This window comes from Methylocaldum sp., assembly GCF_039794385.1.
Taxonomy (GTDB): Bacteria; Pseudomonadota; Gammaproteobacteria; order Methylococcales; family Methylococcaceae; genus Methylocaldum.
The window spans coordinates 1-19,773 of record NZ_JBDIVO010000031.1 but is presented as its reverse complement, the minus strand read 5'-3'; the positions used below and the strand labels follow the sequence as shown (position 1 = coordinate 19,773).

Here is a 19,773-nt window from a genome sequence, read left to right as displayed (position 1 = left end):
TTTTTTCGCTCCTCTCGAATGCGATCTTCGTTTGCGGTCGTTAAGCGAAATCGTTTTCCGCCATCATGCGACCTTGCCTTGCGTCGGCCCCTTCCAGGCGACCGAAGGGACCTGCCACCACGATGTCGGTTTTGATGACGCGGGCCGGATTGCCTGCTACGACCGTCCGGGGCGGCACGTCGCGCGTGACCACCGAGCCCGCTCCCACGATGCTTTCGTCCCCGATCGTGATCCCAGGCAGAATGATGCTTCTCGCTCCCACGAAACACCGGCGTCCGATCCGGGTGTGAGTATGAAAGCCGCGGGTCAGGTCGTGCGCGAGAATGGCGACGTCGAAAGCGATGTAGGACTCCTCGCCCACGTGGATCCCCTTGGGATTGGTCAGATCGAATTTGGTCGACAGCGAAAACTGGCTGGATGGATGGATATCCATGCGAAAGACCTTCACCAGCCAAAGGCGCTTGAATTTGACCAGGTACAATCGGACCCATCTGAGTTTGCCGAGATTCATCTTTGACGTTTCTCCTGGATACTTGCTTTTTTGAGGTGAAACTTTGGCGATGTCCTGGGTCAGACCCTGTGCGGCGGGTCGAGGGCGGGCTCGGCCGTCCGAAACGGTTGAGGACTGTACGATTCGGGAGATGGCGGAACCGGTTCGCGGCGGTCGCAGGAACCGAAGAAGGCAACCACCAGCGCCATGAAGATTTGAGGCACGCTGAATGTGTTGTCGGTTGACGAATAAACGAAGAAAGCCGCAGCGACCATCAGAAAAGCCCACTTTTTCGTCACAAGAGGATCGCGCAGCAGGTTCACCAGCATGGCTATGAAGGCGCAGCCCATGAGCAATGAGCCGACATAGCCGACCTCCACGGTGAACCGAAGATATTCGTTGTGCGCGGCGACCGTGTGCGTCGTGGTGGACGTTCTAGCGGACAGGATATCCATCTGGTGTCCCAAGCCGACGCCGAAATAGGGAAAGCGGTGTACGTAGGCTTTCAGTTCGTTCCAAATGATGTCGCGGCCGCTCATCGCCTCGGACGACACGCGGGTCATCAGTTGGTCTCCCATGAGGTAGAAAAGTCCGGCTACCACGACGCAGCCGTAAAGAACCATCAAGATTCTGAACACCGCGGACCGGCTTTCCATGAACAGCATCGCGCCGGTAACGCCGAGCGCGAGCGCCGACGGCATACGGGAAGCCGTGAGCATGGTGATTCCGGCATTGACGAGGGCAAGCAGGAGATAACGCGAACGCTGCTGCAGGGCGAGGTAACTGGCCGCCACGGCGCCGGTAACGCCGGCTCCCCCGAGAAATGCCGGTCCCATGTTGCCGGCGAGCCGGCGGGTGCCGAGATAATCCGTCATCCATAGATAACTGATGCCCACTGCCTCGTAAATCGTTCCGAGCAACACCGAGACCGGCGGAATGAGGGCTGCGATCAGCAATATGAACTCCCGGTCTCGCTGTTCCGGAAAAGCCGTAAAAAAAAGCAGAAAAGCGATGAGACTCACCAGGCTTCGCGCGTATCGGTTCCAGGAAAAGGCGTCGAACTCGCTGAGAAGACCGCAGACGAAGCTGACGAGGATGATGAAGCCCATCAACACGAGGTTGGCCGGAATGCGCTTGCGGGTGAGCGTGAAAACCAGTCCCGCCAGGATTAAAAACAGTTTCTCGACGGGATTGGCGTTGGCCAGGCCGAGCAAATGTCCCATATTGAGGACCAACACCAGTTGCGCGAGAAGAAACATGCGTCTAAACGCCATGTTCGGCTCCCCTCCCGTCCGGCGTTCGGCGCAATCGATCTTCAAAACTCATTGAGTACCGCGCCCACGATCCGGCAGCCGACGGCGGTCAGCATTTGCCGGAGAAAATCGGTTTCGGAGAAGGGGGTTACATGCTTTCTCACGATCAGCAGGGATGCGCCGGCGCGCGCGGCGACCGTTTGGGCGTCGCTGCTGGCAATTCCGCCGGGCGTATCCAGAAGAACGATGTCGTATGCCGCCGAGAAGTCCCTCAGAAGCGCATCGAATGCGCCGCGGCTGAGCAATTCCAACGGATTGGGCGGAAGTGTGCCGGCCGGAAGCACCGATAGATCGGCGAATTCCACGATGCGGCGGATGCATTCGCCGCCGCCGCGACCCACTAGCAGATCGGACAAGCCCATGCCGTTGCGGCCCAAAGCGAAAATGTCGTGCTGGCTCGGGTTGCGCAGATCGGCATCTACGAGCAGCGTTCGCTGTCCCAGTTGCGAAAATACGACGGCAAGGTTCGACACGGCATAACTGCGCCCCTCTCCGCGACGAGGACTGGTTACGGCCAGGGTTTTGCTCCCATCGCCGTGCCAGCGCAGCATCAGCTGACTGCGTATGGCGCGGAACACCTCCATCTGGTGGCTGAACGGCTGATACGCGGCAATCAGTCGAGTGCTGAAATTTCCCTGTCCCGGCTTCAAATAGCGGTAATCGAACTGTTCCGAAATCGCTCGGTTGATGTCTTCTTCGGAAATCAATCCAAGCCGCAGTGCGGCCTCGCCGAAACGCAGCCCGGTTTCTCTCTGGAGATGCAGCACCCGTTCCGCATCGAGCGGCGAGAGCCTGCCCGATTCCCGCAGGATTTGTCCGATCCGGCGTTCGGCGCCGATGGGTTCCGGGTTAATCTTGAGCGCCGGGGTTTGTGTCATAAAAAGATCTCGTTGGGCAATGAGAGATGGGCGTTTCGTCCCTGCCATCGGGGCGACGGCTGGAAGATTTGCGTGCGGCCTTGGCAATCGAAGCCTACCGGTTTCATGGCGGCTTCAGACCGGAGTTTTGGAGAAAGCCAAACGCCATTTCGGATGGCGTAATTTCGCATCGGTCAAAACCCCTAGCACGGGGAGTCCGAGTGTGATGCTCAAGTCTTCCGGGGAGCGCACGCGGCGATCGAGCAATTCCAGCAGCAAAGCGAAGCTGACCGCCAGAATGACGCCTAGAAAAGCCGCTACCGCGACGTTCAGCAGCACTTTCGGCCGCGACGGCCGCAACGGCGGTTTGGCGGGATTCAAGACGGCGACATTGGTTTGGTTGGCCTCGCTTTCGAGGCGCGTCTGATTGAACCGTTGCAAAGCGGCTGTGTAAGACTGCCGGGCATGTTCGACTTCATGGGTCAGTACCGCGAGTTCGTCCCGCTGCTTGTTGAGTTCCAGTACTCGTGCCTTTTGCGCGCCGAGCGCCGTTCTGAGCTCGTTTTCGCGCATGCGCGCGATGTCCACCGCGGTATTCAGGCTGTGAAGGATGGTTTTTGTCTCGGCTGCCAACTTGCGTTTGAGGCTGCCGGCTTCGGCCACGGCTTGCTGATGGATGGGATGGTTGATGTCGTATTTCTCTCCGATTTCGGCAAGTCTGGTCTCGGCTAGCGCCAGTTTCGCCTTCAGATCCTGAACCACGGAATTGGCAAGCACATCCGGTAAGGTTTCCGGCAAGAAGGCGCTGCCTGCCGCTTCCAATTGATTGCGGCGGGAGATCAGATCGTAGGTGTGCGACTGAGCGGCCACCAGCTGCTTGGAGAGCTCTTCCAGCCGGCTGTTTTCTACGTCCCAGTGTTGGTCGAGAGCGACGATGCCCTTTTCCTGCTGGTATTCGGACAGACTGGCCTGGGCTTTCTCCAGGTTTTCCCGCAAACCCTTGATTTGCTGCTCGAACCAAGCGGCATTCTGGCGCGCCGGCTCGGTCTTGAGTTCCAGGTTGGTCGCGATGTAATTTTCCGCGAATGCGTTGGACAGCGCGGCGGCGAGCGTCGGGTCGACATCCGAATAACTTACTTGAATAACGCTGCTCTCCCGCGACGGTTGAACCTCCAGTTTTTTCAGCAACTGATCGGCCAGCCAGTCGCGAATGTCGCCCGTTCCCTTCGCTTCTTGCTCGAACCGTTCCTTCGATTCCGGCAGATCGGCCAGCTTGAGTCGATCGACGACCTTGAGCGCCACGTTATGGCTGCCGATGATGTTGACTTGGGTGGCCATGTAACCCGGCATCAGCTGCGCCGGCACCGCGATGCCGGTAATGGGGTCCACGCCCTTGTAATCGACGACGAGGGTCGACGTGGCGGTATACGCCTTCGGCAGTATCAGGCTTATCGCGAGGACCGTCAGGGCAGCCGCCAGCGGCGTAAGAACGAGCACCCACAGCCGTGCCCATAGAATCTGCAGGAACTGATTCAAATTCATATCTGGTTACCAATCCATGAAATCCATGCCGAGGACGAAGGCATGCCTTTGCTTCCGGGAAGATTCGCTAAAACCATCGTTCGTCCACATAGATCACATCGTCCTTTTCGATCAGTTCATCCAACTCCGCATCGAGCGTCGTCAACTGATCTTCCGAGGATCTCCGCTTGATCGTGATGCTGCGCAGGCTGCCGCGAGGAGTCACGCCTCCGCCCAATGAAATCGCTTGAGCGACGGACATGTTCCGCTCCAAACGGTATGCGCCGGGGCGCTGCACTTCGCCGTGGATGTAAAAAACCGGGGCACGCGGCACGAATATGACGTCTCCGTCTTCGGCGAAAATGTCTTCCGACGCTTTTCCTTCCTCGAGCAGTTCTTTGAGATTCAGCTCTTCGCGGTAGGTTTGCCCATTCCGAGTTCGGGTCACGATGGTCCGATCGTCTCCTTGCGGATTCACGCCTCCCGCCAGCGCGATCAACTGAGTGACCGTGCTCGCGGTATCCAGGGCGAAACGTCCGGGTTTGTTCACGAATCCCAATACGGCCACTTCGTGACTGCGGTATTCCTGCACCGTGATGTTTACCTGGGGATTGCGTACGTAACCTCGTTCTGAAAGAAGGGTTTCGACGCGAGCTTCCGCTTCTCCGACGGATAAACCGCCCAATTCGATTTCCCCGAGGAGCGGAAACGTGATTTTTCCGCTATCCGAGACACGGGTTTCGGTGGCGAGATCCTCGTTGCCGTAAACCGCAATGCGTACGACATCGTTGGGGCCGAGCAAATAATCGGCCTGCGAAGTCGATAGGATCAGCAAACCGATCAAGCCGATAAAAAAATGCGGGCAAATACCGAAGGGTCTGAACATGTTTTAGTGAATAAAGTTCGAAAATAAGGCTGAATCCAAAAGTCCAAATAATGAGAATCTACGCGCGCCCTTATATTCTTCCGATCAGTAAGCGGTGTCCTGTTTGAGAAAGACACCGGCGGTTCTCAAAATAATCCACAGGTCCAGAGACAGCGACCAGTTCCGCAAATAATCGAGATCGAACTCGATTCGGGCTTTCATTTTCTGCAACGTGTCGGTTTCTCCCCGGAAACCATTGACCTGCGCCCATCCGGTAATACCCGGTTTTACCTTGTGACGGATCATGTAACCTTTGATTTGAGTGCGGTACAGTTCGTTATGAGCCACGGCATGCGGACGAGGCCCGACTATACTCATACGCCCCTGCAATACATTGATAAATTGCGGCAATTCGTCCAGAGATGTCTTACGCAGAAATCGGCCGAAACGGGTAATTCGATTATCGGTTTTACTCGCCTGTCGAACGTTATGACCGTCCTCGCAGACCGTCATCGTTCGGAATTTGTAGACTTTGATTTCCTCGCCGTCGAGGCCGTAACGACGCTGCTTGAAAATGACGGGACCGGGCGAACTCAGCTTGACCCCGATGGCTATCGCAAGCATCAATGGGGAAATCAAAATCAGAATGATCGATGCAAAAAGGATATCGACGATACGCTTCATGACCCGGTTGACACCATAAAACGGTGATTCGCAGACAGCCACTACCGGAATGCCGTTTATATTCCCAAATCGTGCTTGAATGAGATCGAAGACAAAAATATCGGGAACGAAGTAAATGGATGCCGTGGTATCTCTGAGTTTATCGAGAAGATCGAAAATCCGCGGCTGAGCCATCATCGGTAACGCGATATAGATGAGGTGAATGGATTTAGTTCGGACGAACTCCGCCACCTCGTTCATCTTTCCCAATAGATTGATGTGGCTCACGCCTAGACGCTCCGGACTCCTGTCGTCGAAGAAACCGGCGAAGCTGATTCCCAAATAAGGCGCGGACTCGAACTGTCTCGCTAATTTAAGGCCGAGCTCGTTTACCCCGACAATGATTGCTCTGCGTTGGGCATCGCCCTGCGAGACCGCCGATTGCAATGCACGACGAGCCAATAGTTGTACCGCAATGAGCACCAACGGCGTGGCGACAAACCAAGTCAACAGAAGCTTTCTCGAAAAGTCGTCCGACATTTTTGCGGCAAAACCCAATATCGCCAGGAAACCGAATAAAAAGGTCCAACGAGCGAAAATATTGCCGAACGAACGCAAGAGACTCGATTTGAAGTCTAGTTCCAGGTCTATTTCGTCAAAAATTAGCGAGGCGATCAAAAATGTTATTACTAATAGCAAAAAGTAATGCTTTTCGATCTTTAATCCATAAAAGTGGATCGTCAAGATAAAACACCCGACGATCACAATTGGATTTAGAAGACTCTTGACTAATAGAACTGAAGGTCGGTCGATTGCCTGCAAGCCTTTTTCTCCTAAGATCAGCGAAATAGGGTAGCTGTCGTAGGGTGACGTTAATGCAGAGAAGAATAAATGGGTTCGGCTTTCTTGTTGCCGCGTATAACCTGCAATCCGATCAAGGTAATTCCGACCAATATCATGAGCCAGGTTTCTGTGTCGGGTGCGGGCGAGGCATAACCAGCGTACATGTCCTCTTTTCGATTTTTCTTGTAGCGGTCGACGGCCATGGCATCAAGAGAAAGCTCTTGCATTCCTTGGAATGTTATTTCAGATTCATTCCAGCCGTTCTTGGATTTTCGGCCCGGTATGTCAAGGGCAAAGCGGATGGCGTTTACGTTGACAGAAGATAGGAGGCGATAGGAGCTTTTGGCTATGCCGAAGAAGGAGGTTTCAGCAAAGCCTGCTTTACCGGAAGGTGGTATATGAGCGCTAGACTTATCGATAGCGTGGTTCCTTTCTTTGTCATGATAAGGCGTGCCGAAAGTTGAAGGATAATCACTGAAGTTCTCCGCAGATGCTCCTTTAAACCAGATGAACAACAGGCAAAAAATTATTCTGTAAGAGACGTTTAGAATCTGTCTTAAGCTCATATAAAACCCCCATGTGATGCGTCTAAAGAAAACAGAACTGGATGCTCGTATTCTTATGAAATCCAATATCGATCAGCTAGGCGAAGCGTAAGTTGGCTTATTATCAGTCCATTATTGGGTTTTAAATGGAGGAATGTTATTCGATATAAATTCAGCGCCGCTGTCGGTGGGCGATAGGGTATTGCCGGAAGGTTCCATGCCGCCAAAATACTCTACGGTTGCAGTCTCCCGGAGCCGGCTCAATTCACGGTTTATCTGCGTTATCCGCCGCTGGTTTGTGAGGAAGGACTCGATCAGGGGAGTGGCCTTATCGTGATCGAGGGGAGCTTCTTTGACCGTCAACAATTGCAACACGAGAAACTCATCTCCCGCCTTGAACGAAACGGCATCTCCTTTGTTTAGGCGATCAAATTCGTCTAGTTTCTCCAAGGGTAGATGTTCGGCAGGACGTATTACCGTTTGTAAGGTATGGGGAATATTTTGCTCGTGCAGCCATTTTGACAGGGCGTTGAACCGCACGGGCTGCTTTAGGCGCGAGTCAATAAGCTTGTTGTTTTCAGGCGTTAGGGGGATAGATATTTGCTGGAGTTCGTAGATCTTGCGCTTTTCGAACAGTTGAGGATGGGATTTGTAAAAAGCGCTGATTTCAGCGGGGTCCGGTTTGGCAACCGCTTGAGCAATATGATCGAGGTAGGCCTGCGCGAGAACCTGACGCTCAGCCATCGCTGTAGCAAGCGTGACACGGGGATCACGGTCAAGATGCTTTTCGATCGCTTGTTTTGAAAGAAGTTGTTGGTTTATCAGGCTGTCGATGCTCTTCTCCCAAATGCTTCCGACTTCACTATCGGGGCGCGTGGCCGAACCAGAGAGGAGAACATCGAGCTGACCGACGGAAATGTCATCTCCGTTAACACGGGCCACGATTTGGGTCGTTTTGTCGGACGCGAACTGACTGTCGCATGCACTCAACAACGCCAAAATCGCGTGCGCACTCAGCGGCAGCGATCTCAACCAAATCTTTCTATCCACAATTCTCCGTAAAATCATGAACTCCTAAACTCCTAATCCTGTTTCCAGCGGGGTCGAAATATTTACCGTGTACGAACCATGTAAAGCAAAACCTGGACCATCATCGTTTTTCGGTCCAGTCCTGCGAGAAGTGCGGTCTTTGGACCTACGCGCAGAAAGGCCGTGATTACAGCGTATACCGCGGATACCGTCGCTTTGAGCTTCGGGGTTGGGAGTCTGGACACAGCTCTTGAATCGATGGGAAAGGGTTGCGAGGGTATGATGTTTTTGTTTGATTACGCTCAAAAAGAGGTCTTCCGGCAGCGGATTTGTTCCAGTTTCGCTCGTTTTGGAAAGCGTTGAGTCGCTGCAAGACGACATCGCTCGTGAGAGCTGGCTGCAACCGGTCGAATGCGCTTGAATCAACGCGTTTTTCTGTCTAGCGTGCGTCCGAACGCGTTTTCGTCGGGGCAATGGGAGAAATCGTGCCGTCCCTCAAGCGTAAAGGTCATCGGTAGTGTCACAGTTTTGCGACAAGATGGGGCTGTTAATTGGATGCGTATGGCTTCGGCCATCACTGTGAAGGGTTCATGCCTTCGGCGCGAGCGATGCGAGTGTATTTGCGGAAAGTTTTGGTGGGGGCTTGCGACAGAGTTAGCTCCAGGAGTAACCACGACGAACGGGTATTCGATGGAGCCGAGGGTTTAGGTGTTGCCGGACGGCGATAGGACAATGGATAAGTTGTACCTGGAAACGGCAGTTGGAGCTGCGGACCGTGCGTTAGGCCGGTTAGATGGCCTTGCCTGTCCTCAGCCCCGTCGGAAGGGCCTGCCCTGAGCTCGGTCGAAGGGGCACGAAGACGGTGGGCGGCGCGGGCGGCTCAGCCGCGAACCGGCCGGCGAGCGTAAGGAAACAGGTCGCGACTAAAGCGACGTTTGCAATTGAAGGAGCAACGCCGCCTCGGTCGGCTTTTGCAAGCGAAACCCAGGGCGTGCTTCGGCGCGACAGCTCTGCCGCTATTCGGGGGTAATCCCGAACGCCTATCGCGCCTCCTTGTTATTAAGTCGTTTCGCCTTTTTCTCCCTCTTGCGGACGGCGAAGGCGTATACCGAGTTCGCGGAGCTGAGCGTCGGTGACCATGGCCGGAGCGTCGATCATCGGGCACCAGGCCGATTGAGTTTTGGGGAAGGCCATGACTTCGCGTATCGATGTCGCGCCGCTCATAAGCATAACCAGCCGGTCCAGACCGAAGGCCAAGCCGCCATGAGGCGGCGCTCCATACCGGAGCGCATTGAGCAGGAAACCGAATTTTTGTTGGGCCTCTTCATCTCCGATCCCGAGCAGCTCAAACGCGGCTTTCTGCATGTCGGTACGGTGGATACGTATGGAGCCACCGCCGATTTCAGTGCCGTTCAGCACCATGTCGTAGGCTCGGGAAAGGGCGCGGCCGGGATCGGACTGAAGCTCCTCGAGGCTGCATTTCGGAGCGGTAAACGGGTGGTGCAGTGCGAACCAACGGGCTTCCTTTTCATCCCATTCGAACATGGGAAAATCGACCACCCATAGCGGCTTCCAGCCTTTGTCCACGAGTCCGCGGTCTTGGCCTAGCTTCAGGCGCAGGGCGCCTATCGCTTCGTTGACGATTTTGGTTTTGTCGGCGCCGAAGAAAATGATGTCGCCGGTTTCCGCCTCGACTCGATCTAGGATGCCGCGCACGGCTTCCGCAGGAAGGAATTTGACGATCGGCGATTGCAAGCCTTCGACTCCGGCGCTGCGGTCGACGACCTTAATGTAGGCTAGGCCCTTGGCGCCGTATATGGCGACATACTGGGTCAGATCGTCGATCTCCTTGCGGGACAAATTGGCGCCGCCGGGGAGTTTAAGCGCCACGACTCTCCCATCTGGATCCTTGGCGGGACCGGCGAACACTTTGAATTCCGCTTGTGCGACCAAGTCCGCGATATCGACCAATTCGAGCGGGATGCGCAAATCCGGCTTGTCCGAACCGTAGCGTTGCATGGCTTCCGCATAAGTCAACCGGGGGAAGGGATTGGGCAACTCGACGTGCAAAACGTCGGTGAACAGCTGCCGAATCATGTCCTCCATGAGATACATGATCTGGCTTTCGTCCATGAAGGAGGTTTCGATGTCGAGCTGCGTGAACTCCGGCTGGCGATCGGCGCGAAGATCCTCATCCCGGAAGCAGCGTACCACCTGATAATAGCGATCCATGCCGGAAATCATCAGCAGCTGTTTGTACAGCTGCGGAGACTGCGGCAGGGCGAAGAAGTGGTTCGGGTGAGTTCGGCTCGGGACCAGATAATCCCGCGCGCCCTCCGGGGTCGCTTTGGTCAGGAAAGGAGTTTCGATCTCGTAGAACCCGTGATGATCAAGAAATTGTCTTAGAAAGCGTACAACGTCGCGCCGCATCTTCATGCGATGCTGCATCACCGGACGGCGCAAATCGATGTAGCGGAAACGCAGACGGGTTTCCTCGCTGACTTCGATTTCGCTTTCCAACGGAAACGGGGGCGTTTCGGCTTTGTTGAGGATTTCCAACCGCGTAGCCAGAACCTCGATTTTGCCCGTCGGCAAATTCGGGTTTTCCGTGCCGGCGGGGCGGAGGCGAACCGTGCCGTGCACTTTAAGCACGTATTCGCTGCGAACCGTCTCTGCCAGCTTGAAGGCTTCCGCATAATCGGGATCGAATACGACCTGAACAAGGCCTTCTCGGTCGCGGAGATCGATAAATATCACGCCGCCGTGGTCGCGGCGGCGGTGAACCCAGCCACAGAGGTCCACGTCCTGATTCAAATGGCTTTCCGTCAATTCTCCACATCTGTGGCTACGCATTGCTATATCTCTAAATTCGAACGACAAAAACGAAAATATTACGGGTCTGGCTATCGATGTACAAGTTTACGAGGCCGCATCCGCAGTCGACTTTTGGGTTTCCTTCTTGGCCGTCGACGAATCCGATTTACCGTCGGAAGTGTCGCCGGCCAGGTTCTTTTTCTTGTCTTTTCCGCCCTTGAAGTCCGTTTCATACCAGCCACCCCCCTTCAGTCGGAAACCGGCGGCCGATACCAATTTATTCAATTCGAGATCGCCGCATGCGGGGCATTCTTTCAAAGGATCGTCGCTGATTTTCTGGATGGCTTCGAATTCGTGGCCGCACGATTTGCATTGGTATTCATAGATAGGCATGGAAAACTCCTCGTTTGATCTGAAACAGGCGCTTGTAATATGAGGGTTTAGGACGAGTTTTCAAGGACAATGTTCCATGATCCGGGAAACGGCATTTGACCGCTCAGGTGCCCCCAAAAGCCCGATGAATACGGCCGTTTCGCGGATGATAGGCTGTCCGCAAGATTATGGATCAGGCAGGTAACCCGAATAGTCGCTCGATAGCGGTGTTTCCGTGTCCGGCGAGTCGGGATCCGCCGGCTCACCCGCTATGGCATAGGACGCTGAGGCCCATTCGCCTAGATCGATCAATTTGCAGTACTCGCTGCAAAATGGCTTAAACCGATGGGTTTCGCTCCAGGCGACTGGCTTTCGACAACGAGGACATTTAACGATTTTATATGAAAGTGCGTCGGACAAACTCGCTCGTCACAATAAGCAGCAGGTTAACTGGAAAGTAATATCGTCTTGGCATTGGGTCGGCCGTTCAACCGTGTCGGGAATCATGAAGCGCACGGTGAACCGGTGCTTGCCTCCGCTGATTTCCGCAAAATAAGGTTGCGAACGCCTCACGCCTACGCGTAGCAGTTGAAACGGCAGGGTGTGGTCCAGGCTTTTCTGAAAGAAGCCGCCGCTAGCCTGTTCATCGGTCGGTGCGGCGCTGGTCCGTATGAAATTCAGCAAAATATCGATAGCCGAGCGTATGAGACGAAACGGCTCCAACCAACTTTCGAGATCGTGCCGGCGTGTGTGGTCGTCGAGTTTAAGCCAGTAATGAAAGGCCGGTAAATCGAAAGAACAAGTTCCGCCCGGAATGGTGCTGCGCTGAGAGATGCTCTTGAAAAGCTCGTTTTCCATCAGAGAGAGGCCGAGCTTGCCGGGAACCGCATAAAGCTCTTTGCTTAATTTATCGAGCTTCGTCAGGACCTTATCCAGCTTAGCGTGATCGATGTCTTGATTGTGCGCCATTCGCGTCAGCACCGCAGCATGGCGATCCAACTCCTTTAATGTTTCCGACTTCAGATCATTGCGGCTAAAGAGCGTTAGGACATCCAGCAGCGTTGAAATGACTGCCCGACTGTCCCAAATCGAATTGCCGGCCATGAAATGGTCAAGCTGCTGAAAGAGTTGCTCAAGCCTCATGAATACGCGTATGCGCTCATTTAGCGGGAACTCGTAAATAATGGAATCGCTCAAGGCGGGAATTTCGGCAATCGATAGCATAATAAACAATCCGATCCAGGATTTATGAAAGGGTGTCCGTTGGCGGACACCATTTTCGTTTATCCCGGAGATTAGTCAATACTACCTTTTGCGCTTGCTCTTGTGTAAGAATTATTCGGATTACTGCCCACCGAGTGCGAGATAGAGTTGGTGTAATTCTTCGATACGGTCCGATAGAGCAGCTTCATCGACCATGTTCTCGAGCACGTCGTCTGCTGCTTCCAGCCGTTCGGCGCGGCTGGCTTGGGACGCCATGATTTTCTCGATTTCCCTATCGCTCAATCCATCGCGGAGCCTGACGCGCTGCCGTTGCGTTTCTTCTGAACAATCGACGACCAGCAATCTATCCACGAAATGCCTTTGGCCGGTTTCCAGAAGCAGGGGAACGACCACGATACAGTAAGGTGCCGAAAGAGTCGCTATTCGTCGGCCGATCTCGGAATACACCAGGGGATGCAGCAGTGTCTCGATCCAGCGTTTTTCTTCGGGATCGGAAAAGACGAGTTCTCGCAATCTTGCCCGATCGAGACAGCCATCTCTTAGAATCGCAGCCCCGAAGTGCTGCTTGATCGCCTCGAATGCCGGTCGATTCGGTTCGACCAACTCGCGGGCGATGACGTCCGCGTCCAGAATTGGAACGCCCTTGGCGGCGAATAATCTGGCAACCGTGCTTTTACCGCAACCGATTCCGCCGGTCAAACCGATGACAAGCATGATGGGGGCTCAGCCGGAAATTCCCGCGAAACGCATATAAGCGGCGTTTATGTCATGGCCCCACAGCAGGGCAATCCATCCGGCAATGGCTAAATAAGGGCCGAATGGTATGGGAATGCTGCGGTCGTGCCTGAGAACGGCGATCATGGCTATCCCGATGATGGCCCCGACCAAGGATGAGAGCAGCACTATGGTCGGCAAAAGGCTCCATCCCAACCACGCGCCGAGCATGGCGAGCAGTTTGAAATCGCCGTATCCCATCCCTTCTTTGCCGGTCGCGATCCTGAACAAGTGGTATACCAGCCAAAGGCTTAGATAGCCGAAGATGGCCCCCAGTATACTCGAGGAGCTGTCTGTAAAAATGTTGAACAGGCTAAGAAACAGTCCTGCCCATAGGATAGGTAAGGTAATCGCATCGGGAAGCAGTTGACGATCGAAGTCGATAAAACTCAAGCAAACTAGACTCCAGCTGAGGATCAGTGCCGATGCGGTTTGCCAAGTGAAACCGAAGTGCCAGGCAACGGCGACAGAAATCGCGGCGGTCAGCGCTTCGATGGCCGGGTAGCGAAAGGGGATTGGTATTCGACACCCGGCACATCGTCCTCTAAGCAGTAGGTAACTGACGACCGGGATGTTTTCCCAAGCGCGGATCGGCCGATTGCACTGTGGACAACGTGAACCCGGAACGAGCAAATTGTAGGCCTCGTCCGGCTCCGATTCGGGTTCGAGATCGAGATAGGTTTTACACTCCCGCCGCCAGGTTTTTTCCAGCATTATCGGCAAGCGGTGAATGACTACGTTCAGGAAACTGCCGACCACGAGCCCCAGAACGCCGATGACGGTCAAGAACAAAGCTGGATTTTCGGCCAATAACTGGATGAGTGGCGCCACCTCGGAATTTCCTCGATCAGACGACTGAGCCGAGCTTGAATATCGGCAAGTACATGGCGACCACCAAACCGCCGACAACGACGCCCAGGAACGCCATGATCATGGGCTCAAGAAGGCTGCTTAGCGAATCGACGGCGTTGTCCACTTCCTCCTCGTAGAAGTCCGCCACTTTGGCGAGCATGCTGTCCAAAGAGCCGGATTCCTCTCCGATTGCGACCATTTGTATGACCATGTTGGGAAACAGGTTTGCCTGTCGCATGCTCAGTTGAAGCTGATGTCCGGTGGCGACTTCGTCTCGCATCCGAAGGACGGCATTGGAATAAATGATATTACCGGTAGCACCTGCCACGGACTTCAGTGCCTCGACCAAGGGGACGCCGGCTGCCGACATGGTGGCCAAGGTCCGGGCGAAACGGGAAATCGCCGCCTTATGCAGAATGGTGCCGATCGCCGGTATGTGCAGGGAAAATCTATCGAGGGCCTGATTGAACGCGGCCGAGCGCTGTTTGAGCTTCACGAACACAAAGCCGACGGCAACGAGAACTCCCAATACGATATACCACGATGCCTGTAGAAACCGGGACATCTCGATGACCATTTGAGTAAATGCCGGGAGGTCCGCGCCAAAACCCTTGAACAATTCCTCGAACGTCGGTACCACGAAGATCAGCAGGATGGCCGTTACGATACAGGCAACCACGATGACGGCTGTGGGATAAGTCAAGGCTTTTTTGATCTTGGCCTTCAGCGATTCGGTTTTTTCCTTGTATTCCGCTATCTTGTGCAGCAGCGTTTCGAGAACGCCGGCTTGCTCGCCGGCATGCACAAGGCTGCAGAATAGCTCGTCAAAATAAATCGGATGCTTTCCCAAGGCTTCGGCAAGCGGACTGCCTCCTTCGACGTCGGCCTTGATGCCCATGATCAGTTCCTGCATGCTTGGATTCTCGTGGCCACGCCCGACAATGTCAAAGGCTTGAACCAGCGGTACCCCTGCACTCATCATCGTCGCGAGCTGTCGGCTGAATACGGCGATGTCTTTGGTCGTGATTTTCTTCTTTCGCGCACTGAAGAGCGGTTTGGGCTTTTTCTTGATCTTGATGACTTTGATGCCCTGGCGTCGGAGTTCGGCCTTGGCCGTAGTTTCTGTGCGCGCGGACAGTTCCCCTTTGATTCGCCCGCCGGTACGGTCGGCGCCTTCCCAAATAAACAGAACGAGTTCTTCTTTTGCCATAAGACTTAATCTCGCGTGACGCGGTCGATTTCTTCCAGACTGGTAATGCCCGACTTGATTTTTCGAAGCCCCGATTCCCTCAGGTCCGCCACACCCTCCGCTTTCGCTTGTTCGCCGAGCTGAAGGACGTTCCCGCCCTCCAGAATGATGCGGTTGATGGATTCGGAAATGGGCATGACCTGATAAATGCCGACGCGGCCCTTGTATCCCTTTACGCATTTATCGCAGCCGACCGGTCCGAAAACCGTAAAACTGCCCAGCTCTTCTTCTCGAAACCCGGCCTCCAGCAAAACCTCCGGAGGGAGGTCCTCTTCCTTCTTGCAATGCTCGCAAAGCCGCCTGGCCAGCCGTTGCGCCATGATGAGCAACACCGAGGAAGCGATGTTGAATGCAGGGATGCCCATTTGCATCAAGCGGTTGAGCGTTTGGGGCGCGTCGTTGGTGTGCAGGGTGGAAAGCACCAAGTGGCCGGTTTGTGCGGCTTTGACCGCAATCTCGGCCGTTTCCAGGTCGCGAATTTCGCCTACCATGATGACGTCCGGGTCCTGCCGCAGGAATGCCCGGAGCGCCTCGGCAAAAGTCAGGCCGGTTTTGACGTTGACATTGACCTGATTGATGCCGGGCACGGTGATTTCCACCGGATCCTCTGCCGTCGAGATATTGCGGTCGGCCGTATTCAGGATATTGAGCCCGGTGTAGAGACTGACCGTTTTACCGCTCCCGGTGGGCCCCGTAACCAGAATCATCCCATAGGGCTTATTGATGGCGCTCAGGAAGTTTTGCTGCTGCTCCGGTTCGAAGCCGAGCTTTTCGATTCCGATTTGGGCCGCGGTCGGATCGAGGATACGGAGTACGATTTTTTCGCCGAATAGCGTCGGACAGGTATTGACGCGGAAATCGATGGCGCGAGTCCTGGACAATGCCATCTTGATGCGGCCGTCCTGAGGGATGCGCCGCTCGGCGATGTCCATTCGCGACATGACCTTCAGGCGCGCCGCGACCCGCCCTGAGAGGTTGACCGGAAGGCTTGTGACCTCGTGGAGCATGCCGTCGTGACGAAAGCGGACGCGGAAGTTTTTTTCGTAAGGCTCGAAATGGATATCGGAAGCGCCTTTCTTGATGGCGTCGAGGAGAAACTTGTTGACTAATCGGACAATCGGGGCGTCATCGATATCCGAGGATTCGCCTTCGGAGGGCTGATCGATTTCATCGCCGCCGGTAATCCGGAGATTGTCGAGATCGGCATCCACCAAGTCTTTGAACGAGATGTCGGCTGCTTCCAGGGCCTGGTCGATCATCCGCGTCAGTTTGTCTTCCTCTACGATGACGCTTTCGGTGCTGGACCGGGTGTGAAATTTGATCTCGTCCAGAGCTTGGAGATTGGTGGGATCGGCGAGCCCGAGATACAGGCGGTTCCCGCGCTTGAACAGCGGCAGGACATGGTGCTGGCGGATCAGCTTCTCGCTGACGGCCCTGGTCGGCATCATGTCCGGAGATATCGCATCCAGGTCGAATAGAGGAATTCCGTATTCTTTGGATGCTACGCATGCAATGGATAGGCTATCGAGAATCTTGTTGCCGACCAGATAGCTTACGAAATGGGTTTTTTTTTGAAGAGCGCTGTCGAGATGAAGATGTGCATCGGATTCCGTCAACAGCCCTTCCTTGACCAGGCTTTTGGCCAGTCCGCTGAGTTGCAATTTCGTCGCCGTGATTGCCATGAGATTTAATGCTACGGACAGCTATGCATCGCATTGTTGGAAAGCCTCGATAATATTAGTCGATGCATGGGCTTTATCCAGTTTGCTCGGACGGAGCCGCTTGATGGTGAGGATCAGCGCGCTTGAAGAAGCTTCAAGGCAATATTGGCCTGCATGGTCAACTGACGGAAACTGTCGAAAACCTCACGGGTAATCGGTTCTTTGCTGAACGCGCGGTCGGCATAGAAGAGTCCTATGACCCGCTTGTCGTAGCTGACCGGGGAGAGGCAGCAGTCGTGCTGGCCGAACTGCGCAATGACCTCTCCGGTAAATAACCGCTGTGTTTCGGTGTCGGCACCGCGAGCCCAAAAATACTCGTTCTTCTCCAGCACGTTCGAAAAAATGTTGGGCGACGAACCGGCAATGCCGATTTGCAGTTGTCCGCGCGATTCAACCGACGGCCAGCCGAGCGCGAACTTTTCCTTGAGACGTTTGCGATCGGGCGTCAACAGCGCGAAAAGGACCCGATCCATGCCTAAAGCCCGATAAATTCCCTCCATGATCATTTCGAGAACCAGGTTCACGTTGAACTCGCCGCACAAGAGATTGGTCACGTCCTGCATGATTTGTATCAGGCTGGTGTCGTCCCTCGGCGCTAGATCATCGGTCTGACGCTGTTTGCCCGTTGGCCCCCGATCTGTGCCGGGGATATAGGGTGTGACTTGATGGGCTCCGGATTGCTTGGCGAGTCTTATCGCACTTTCCGCGTTATCCTGCAATATCGTGAGCAAATGGCGTTCCGGCTTTCCCGTCAGCTCAGCCATTCGGTAAATGCAGCGCCTGATTTCTTCGGTGTTCCACCCTTGAGGTGAATTTCTGGCGACTTGATAACCGAGCTTGACGTACTCCGTGCGGGGTGAGTTGCCGGAAAATGCCTCTTCGATCAACCCGCCAAGTCCCCACGTTTTGCTGAGGGAGGCGCCGAGATGAATGAGTTGAAATCCTAAAACGGTTTTTTCGGCTTTTTCGGCAGGTATTTTTTGCTGTTCCGTCAGTACCTGAATTTTTTCCCCGGTATCGTGTTCGAAGCACCAAAAGCCGATGTGGCCGATGTTGTGCAGCAGGGCAGCGACAAATACTTCCTCTGGTCGTGGATCGTTAAGCAAGATCGCGAGTGATTTCGCCTGTACTGCGCTGTGCAAGGCACAGGCGATTTCCCGGTTTACTTGGTGTTTGCGTTGTTTGGACAGAACCGTTTCGATGAACGAGCAGGCTAGTGCCAGTTCGCGGATGACATTGAGTCCCAGCAACACGATAGCCCGTGTAACGGTTGCCAGACGGATGCTGCTGGGGTTGTAGTGAGGACTGCTGGCGAACTTCAGCAGCCTGGCCGTGAGCCCCGGGTCTTCGAGAATGATCTTCGAAAGTTCGGATACTCCCGAACGTTTATCCTCGATGACTTGATTAAGACGCTGCGCGGTACGGGAAAAAATAGGCATTTCCTTGTCGCGCAGACAGTTGGTCCAATCCTCCAGAGTTGTCGGGCTTTCTCTTACGTTGGCCGCCGACGTTTCGCTGACTGACGCCTTTGCACCGTCTTCAGGTGTTTCTGCGGCCGGATCATCGCGCATGATGACAGGTACCCCTATAAAGCACGGATTTTTTCCGCCTGCGCCTGCAACTCCACGAGGCTAACGCGAATCTCTTGAAGGCGCGCTTGCTCCTTGGCGACGACTTGAGGGGGGGCTTTCTCGAGAAAGCCGGTGTCATTCAGCTTGCCCTCGATACGCGGCAGGTCTTTGGACAAACGCTGGATCTCCTTTTCCAGCCGCGCCAGTTCGGCATCCTTGTCGATCAATCCTTTCATGGGAATCAGAACTTTCATCTCGCCGACCAGCGCGGTGGCGGATTCCGGAGCCGCTTCGGATTCCGAAAGCCAGGTTACGGTTTCGACGCGGGCCAGCTTTACGATGAACTCTTGGTTGCGGCTCAGCCAAATCCGATCCTGTTCGGAGCCATTCTGAATCATGATCGGCAGAGGCTTGCCGGGCGCGATGTTCATTTCGCCGCGGATGCGCCGAACGCCCAAGATGATATTCATGACCCATTCCATCTCGGCGATGGATTCCGGATCGATCCAGCTTTCGTCGACCTCGGGATAGGCTTGCAGCATGATGCTCGTGCCTTTCCTGCCGGCCAAAGGAGCGACGCGCTGCCAGATTTCTTCGGTGATGAAAGGCATCAGCGGATGAGCCAGGCGTAGAATGGTTTCGAGTACATGGACCAGCGTCTGGCGCGTTCCTAAAACATACTCGATCGGAGTCGATCCCTGGCTGTCAGGGGATTCCGCGCCGTAAAGCGTGGGCTTGGACAGTTCCAGGTACCAATCGCAGTACTCGTTCCAAACGAATTCATAAATCGCTTGGGCCGCCAGGTCGAAGCGATAATTCTCGATGGCGTTGCTGGCCTCTCGTATCGTCAGCTGCAATCGGCTTCGAATCCATCGGTCGGCCAAGGTGAACTTAACGTTGGCATTATCCAGTCCGCAGTCCTTGCCCTCGGTGTTCATCAGTGCGTAGCGCGCCGCGTTCCACAGCTTGTTGCAGAAATTGCGGTAGCCCTCGACCCGGCCCATGTCGAATTTGATGTCGCGCCCGGTGGAGGCCAGGGAGGCGAAGGTGAAGCGTAGGGCGTCGCAGCC

General features: G+C 54.8%; 18 protein-coding genes. All 18 read right to left on the bottom strand.

Translation table 11 applies throughout. The annotated features are described in order from the left end of the window. Window positions 1–40: 40 nt before the first annotated feature. Window positions 41–511 (bottom strand): acyltransferase, encoded by a 471-nt coding sequence (locus tag ABJK70_RS05035; RefSeq protein ID WP_156879756.1) that lies wholly within the window; start codon window positions 509–511, stop codon window positions 41–43. A gap of 59 nt (window positions 512–570) precedes the next feature. After that, the gene (locus tag ABJK70_RS05030; RefSeq protein WP_139841059.1) at window positions 571–1,764 is read right to left on the bottom strand and encodes an O-antigen ligase family protein; all 1,194 of its coding nucleotides are present in this window, start codon (window positions 1,762–1,764) and stop codon (window positions 571–573) included. Window positions 1,765–1,805: 41 nt separating this feature from the next. Continuing rightward, entirely contained in the window at window positions 1,806–2,681 is an 876-nt protein-coding gene (gene epsG / locus ABJK70_RS05025) for a chain length determinant protein tyrosine kinase EpsG (protein ID WP_347257481.1), read from the bottom strand. A gap of 114 nt (window positions 2,682–2,795) precedes the next feature. Next, on the bottom strand, window positions 2,796–4,202 hold the full coding sequence (gene epsF, locus ABJK70_RS05020) for a chain length determinant protein EpsF (protein ID WP_077730538.1): 1,407 nt from the start codon (window positions 4,200–4,202) through the stop codon (window positions 2,796–2,798). Between the two features lie 67 nt (window positions 4,203–4,269). Then, the gene (gene epsE, locus ABJK70_RS05015) at window positions 4,270–5,067 is read right to left on the bottom strand and encodes a polysaccharide export protein EpsE (protein ID WP_077730539.1); all 798 of its coding nucleotides are present in this window, start codon (window positions 5,065–5,067) and stop codon (window positions 4,270–4,272) included. An 84-nt stretch (window positions 5,068–5,151) separates the two neighbouring features. Next, a complete protein-coding gene (locus tag ABJK70_RS05010) occupies window positions 5,152–6,474 on the bottom strand; it encodes an undecaprenyl-phosphate glucose phosphotransferase (protein WP_347257489.1) in 1,323 nt (440 codons plus the stop codon). A 107-nt stretch (window positions 6,475–6,581) separates the two neighbouring features. Next, window positions 6,582–7,118 carry a hypothetical protein gene (locus ABJK70_RS05005; protein WP_143735168.1) on the bottom strand — a complete coding sequence of 179 codons (537 nt, stop codon included), beginning with the start codon at window positions 7,116–7,118 and terminating at the stop codon, window positions 6,582–6,584. 111 nt (window positions 7,119–7,229) lie between these two features. Further along, entirely contained in the window at window positions 7,230–8,165 is a 936-nt protein-coding gene (locus tag ABJK70_RS05000) for an EpsD family peptidyl-prolyl cis-trans isomerase (RefSeq protein ID WP_077730541.1), read from the bottom strand. 1,020 nt (window positions 8,166–9,185) lie between these two features. Beyond that, on the bottom strand, window positions 9,186–10,979 hold the full coding sequence (gene aspS / locus ABJK70_RS04995; RefSeq protein ID WP_347257480.1) for an aspartate--tRNA ligase: 1,794 nt from the start codon (window positions 10,977–10,979) through the stop codon (window positions 9,186–9,188). Window positions 10,980–11,045: 66 nt separating this feature from the next. Then, entirely contained in the window at window positions 11,046–11,333 is a 288-nt protein-coding gene (locus ABJK70_RS04990; RefSeq protein WP_077730544.1) for a zinc ribbon domain-containing protein, read from the bottom strand. Window positions 11,334–11,498: 165 nt separating this feature from the next. After that, the gene (locus ABJK70_RS04985; protein ID WP_077730545.1) at window positions 11,499–11,732 is read right to left on the bottom strand and encodes a DNA gyrase inhibitor YacG; all 234 of its coding nucleotides are present in this window, start codon (window positions 11,730–11,732) and stop codon (window positions 11,499–11,501) included. Window positions 11,733–11,741: 9 nt separating this feature from the next. Next, entirely contained in the window at window positions 11,742–12,536 is a 795-nt protein-coding gene (gene zapD, locus ABJK70_RS04980; protein WP_347257479.1) for a cell division protein ZapD, read from the bottom strand. Window positions 12,537–12,656: 120 nt separating this feature from the next. Beyond that, window positions 12,657–13,250, bottom strand: a complete 594-nt coding sequence (coaE, locus tag ABJK70_RS04975) for a dephospho-CoA kinase (protein WP_156879762.1) — start codon at window positions 13,248–13,250, stop codon at window positions 12,657–12,659. A gap of 9 nt (window positions 13,251–13,259) precedes the next feature. Further along, complete coding sequence (locus tag ABJK70_RS04970) at window positions 13,260–14,141, bottom strand: A24 family peptidase (RefSeq protein WP_347257478.1); 882 nt, start codon at window positions 14,139–14,141, stop codon at window positions 13,260–13,262. Between the two features lie 16 nt (window positions 14,142–14,157). Beyond that, window positions 14,158–15,372: a type II secretion system F family protein gene (locus ABJK70_RS04965; RefSeq protein ID WP_077730547.1), complete on the bottom strand. Its 1,215-nt coding sequence runs from the start codon at window positions 15,370–15,372 to the stop codon at window positions 14,158–14,160. A 5-nt stretch (window positions 15,373–15,377) separates the two neighbouring features. Beyond that, a complete protein-coding gene (gene pilB, locus ABJK70_RS04960; RefSeq protein ID WP_077730548.1) occupies window positions 15,378–17,093 on the bottom strand; it encodes a type IV-A pilus assembly ATPase PilB in 1,716 nt (571 codons plus the stop codon). 113 nt (window positions 17,094–17,206) lie between these two features. Further along, window positions 17,207–18,703, bottom strand: coding sequence for an HDOD domain-containing protein (locus tag ABJK70_RS04955; protein WP_133718130.1), 1,497 nt, complete (start codon window positions 18,701–18,703; stop codon window positions 17,207–17,209). A 14-nt stretch (window positions 18,704–18,717) separates the two neighbouring features. Next, window positions 18,718–19,773: class I tRNA ligase family protein (locus ABJK70_RS04950; RefSeq protein WP_347257477.1), on the bottom strand; the 1,056-nt coding region annotated here is incomplete at its 5' end.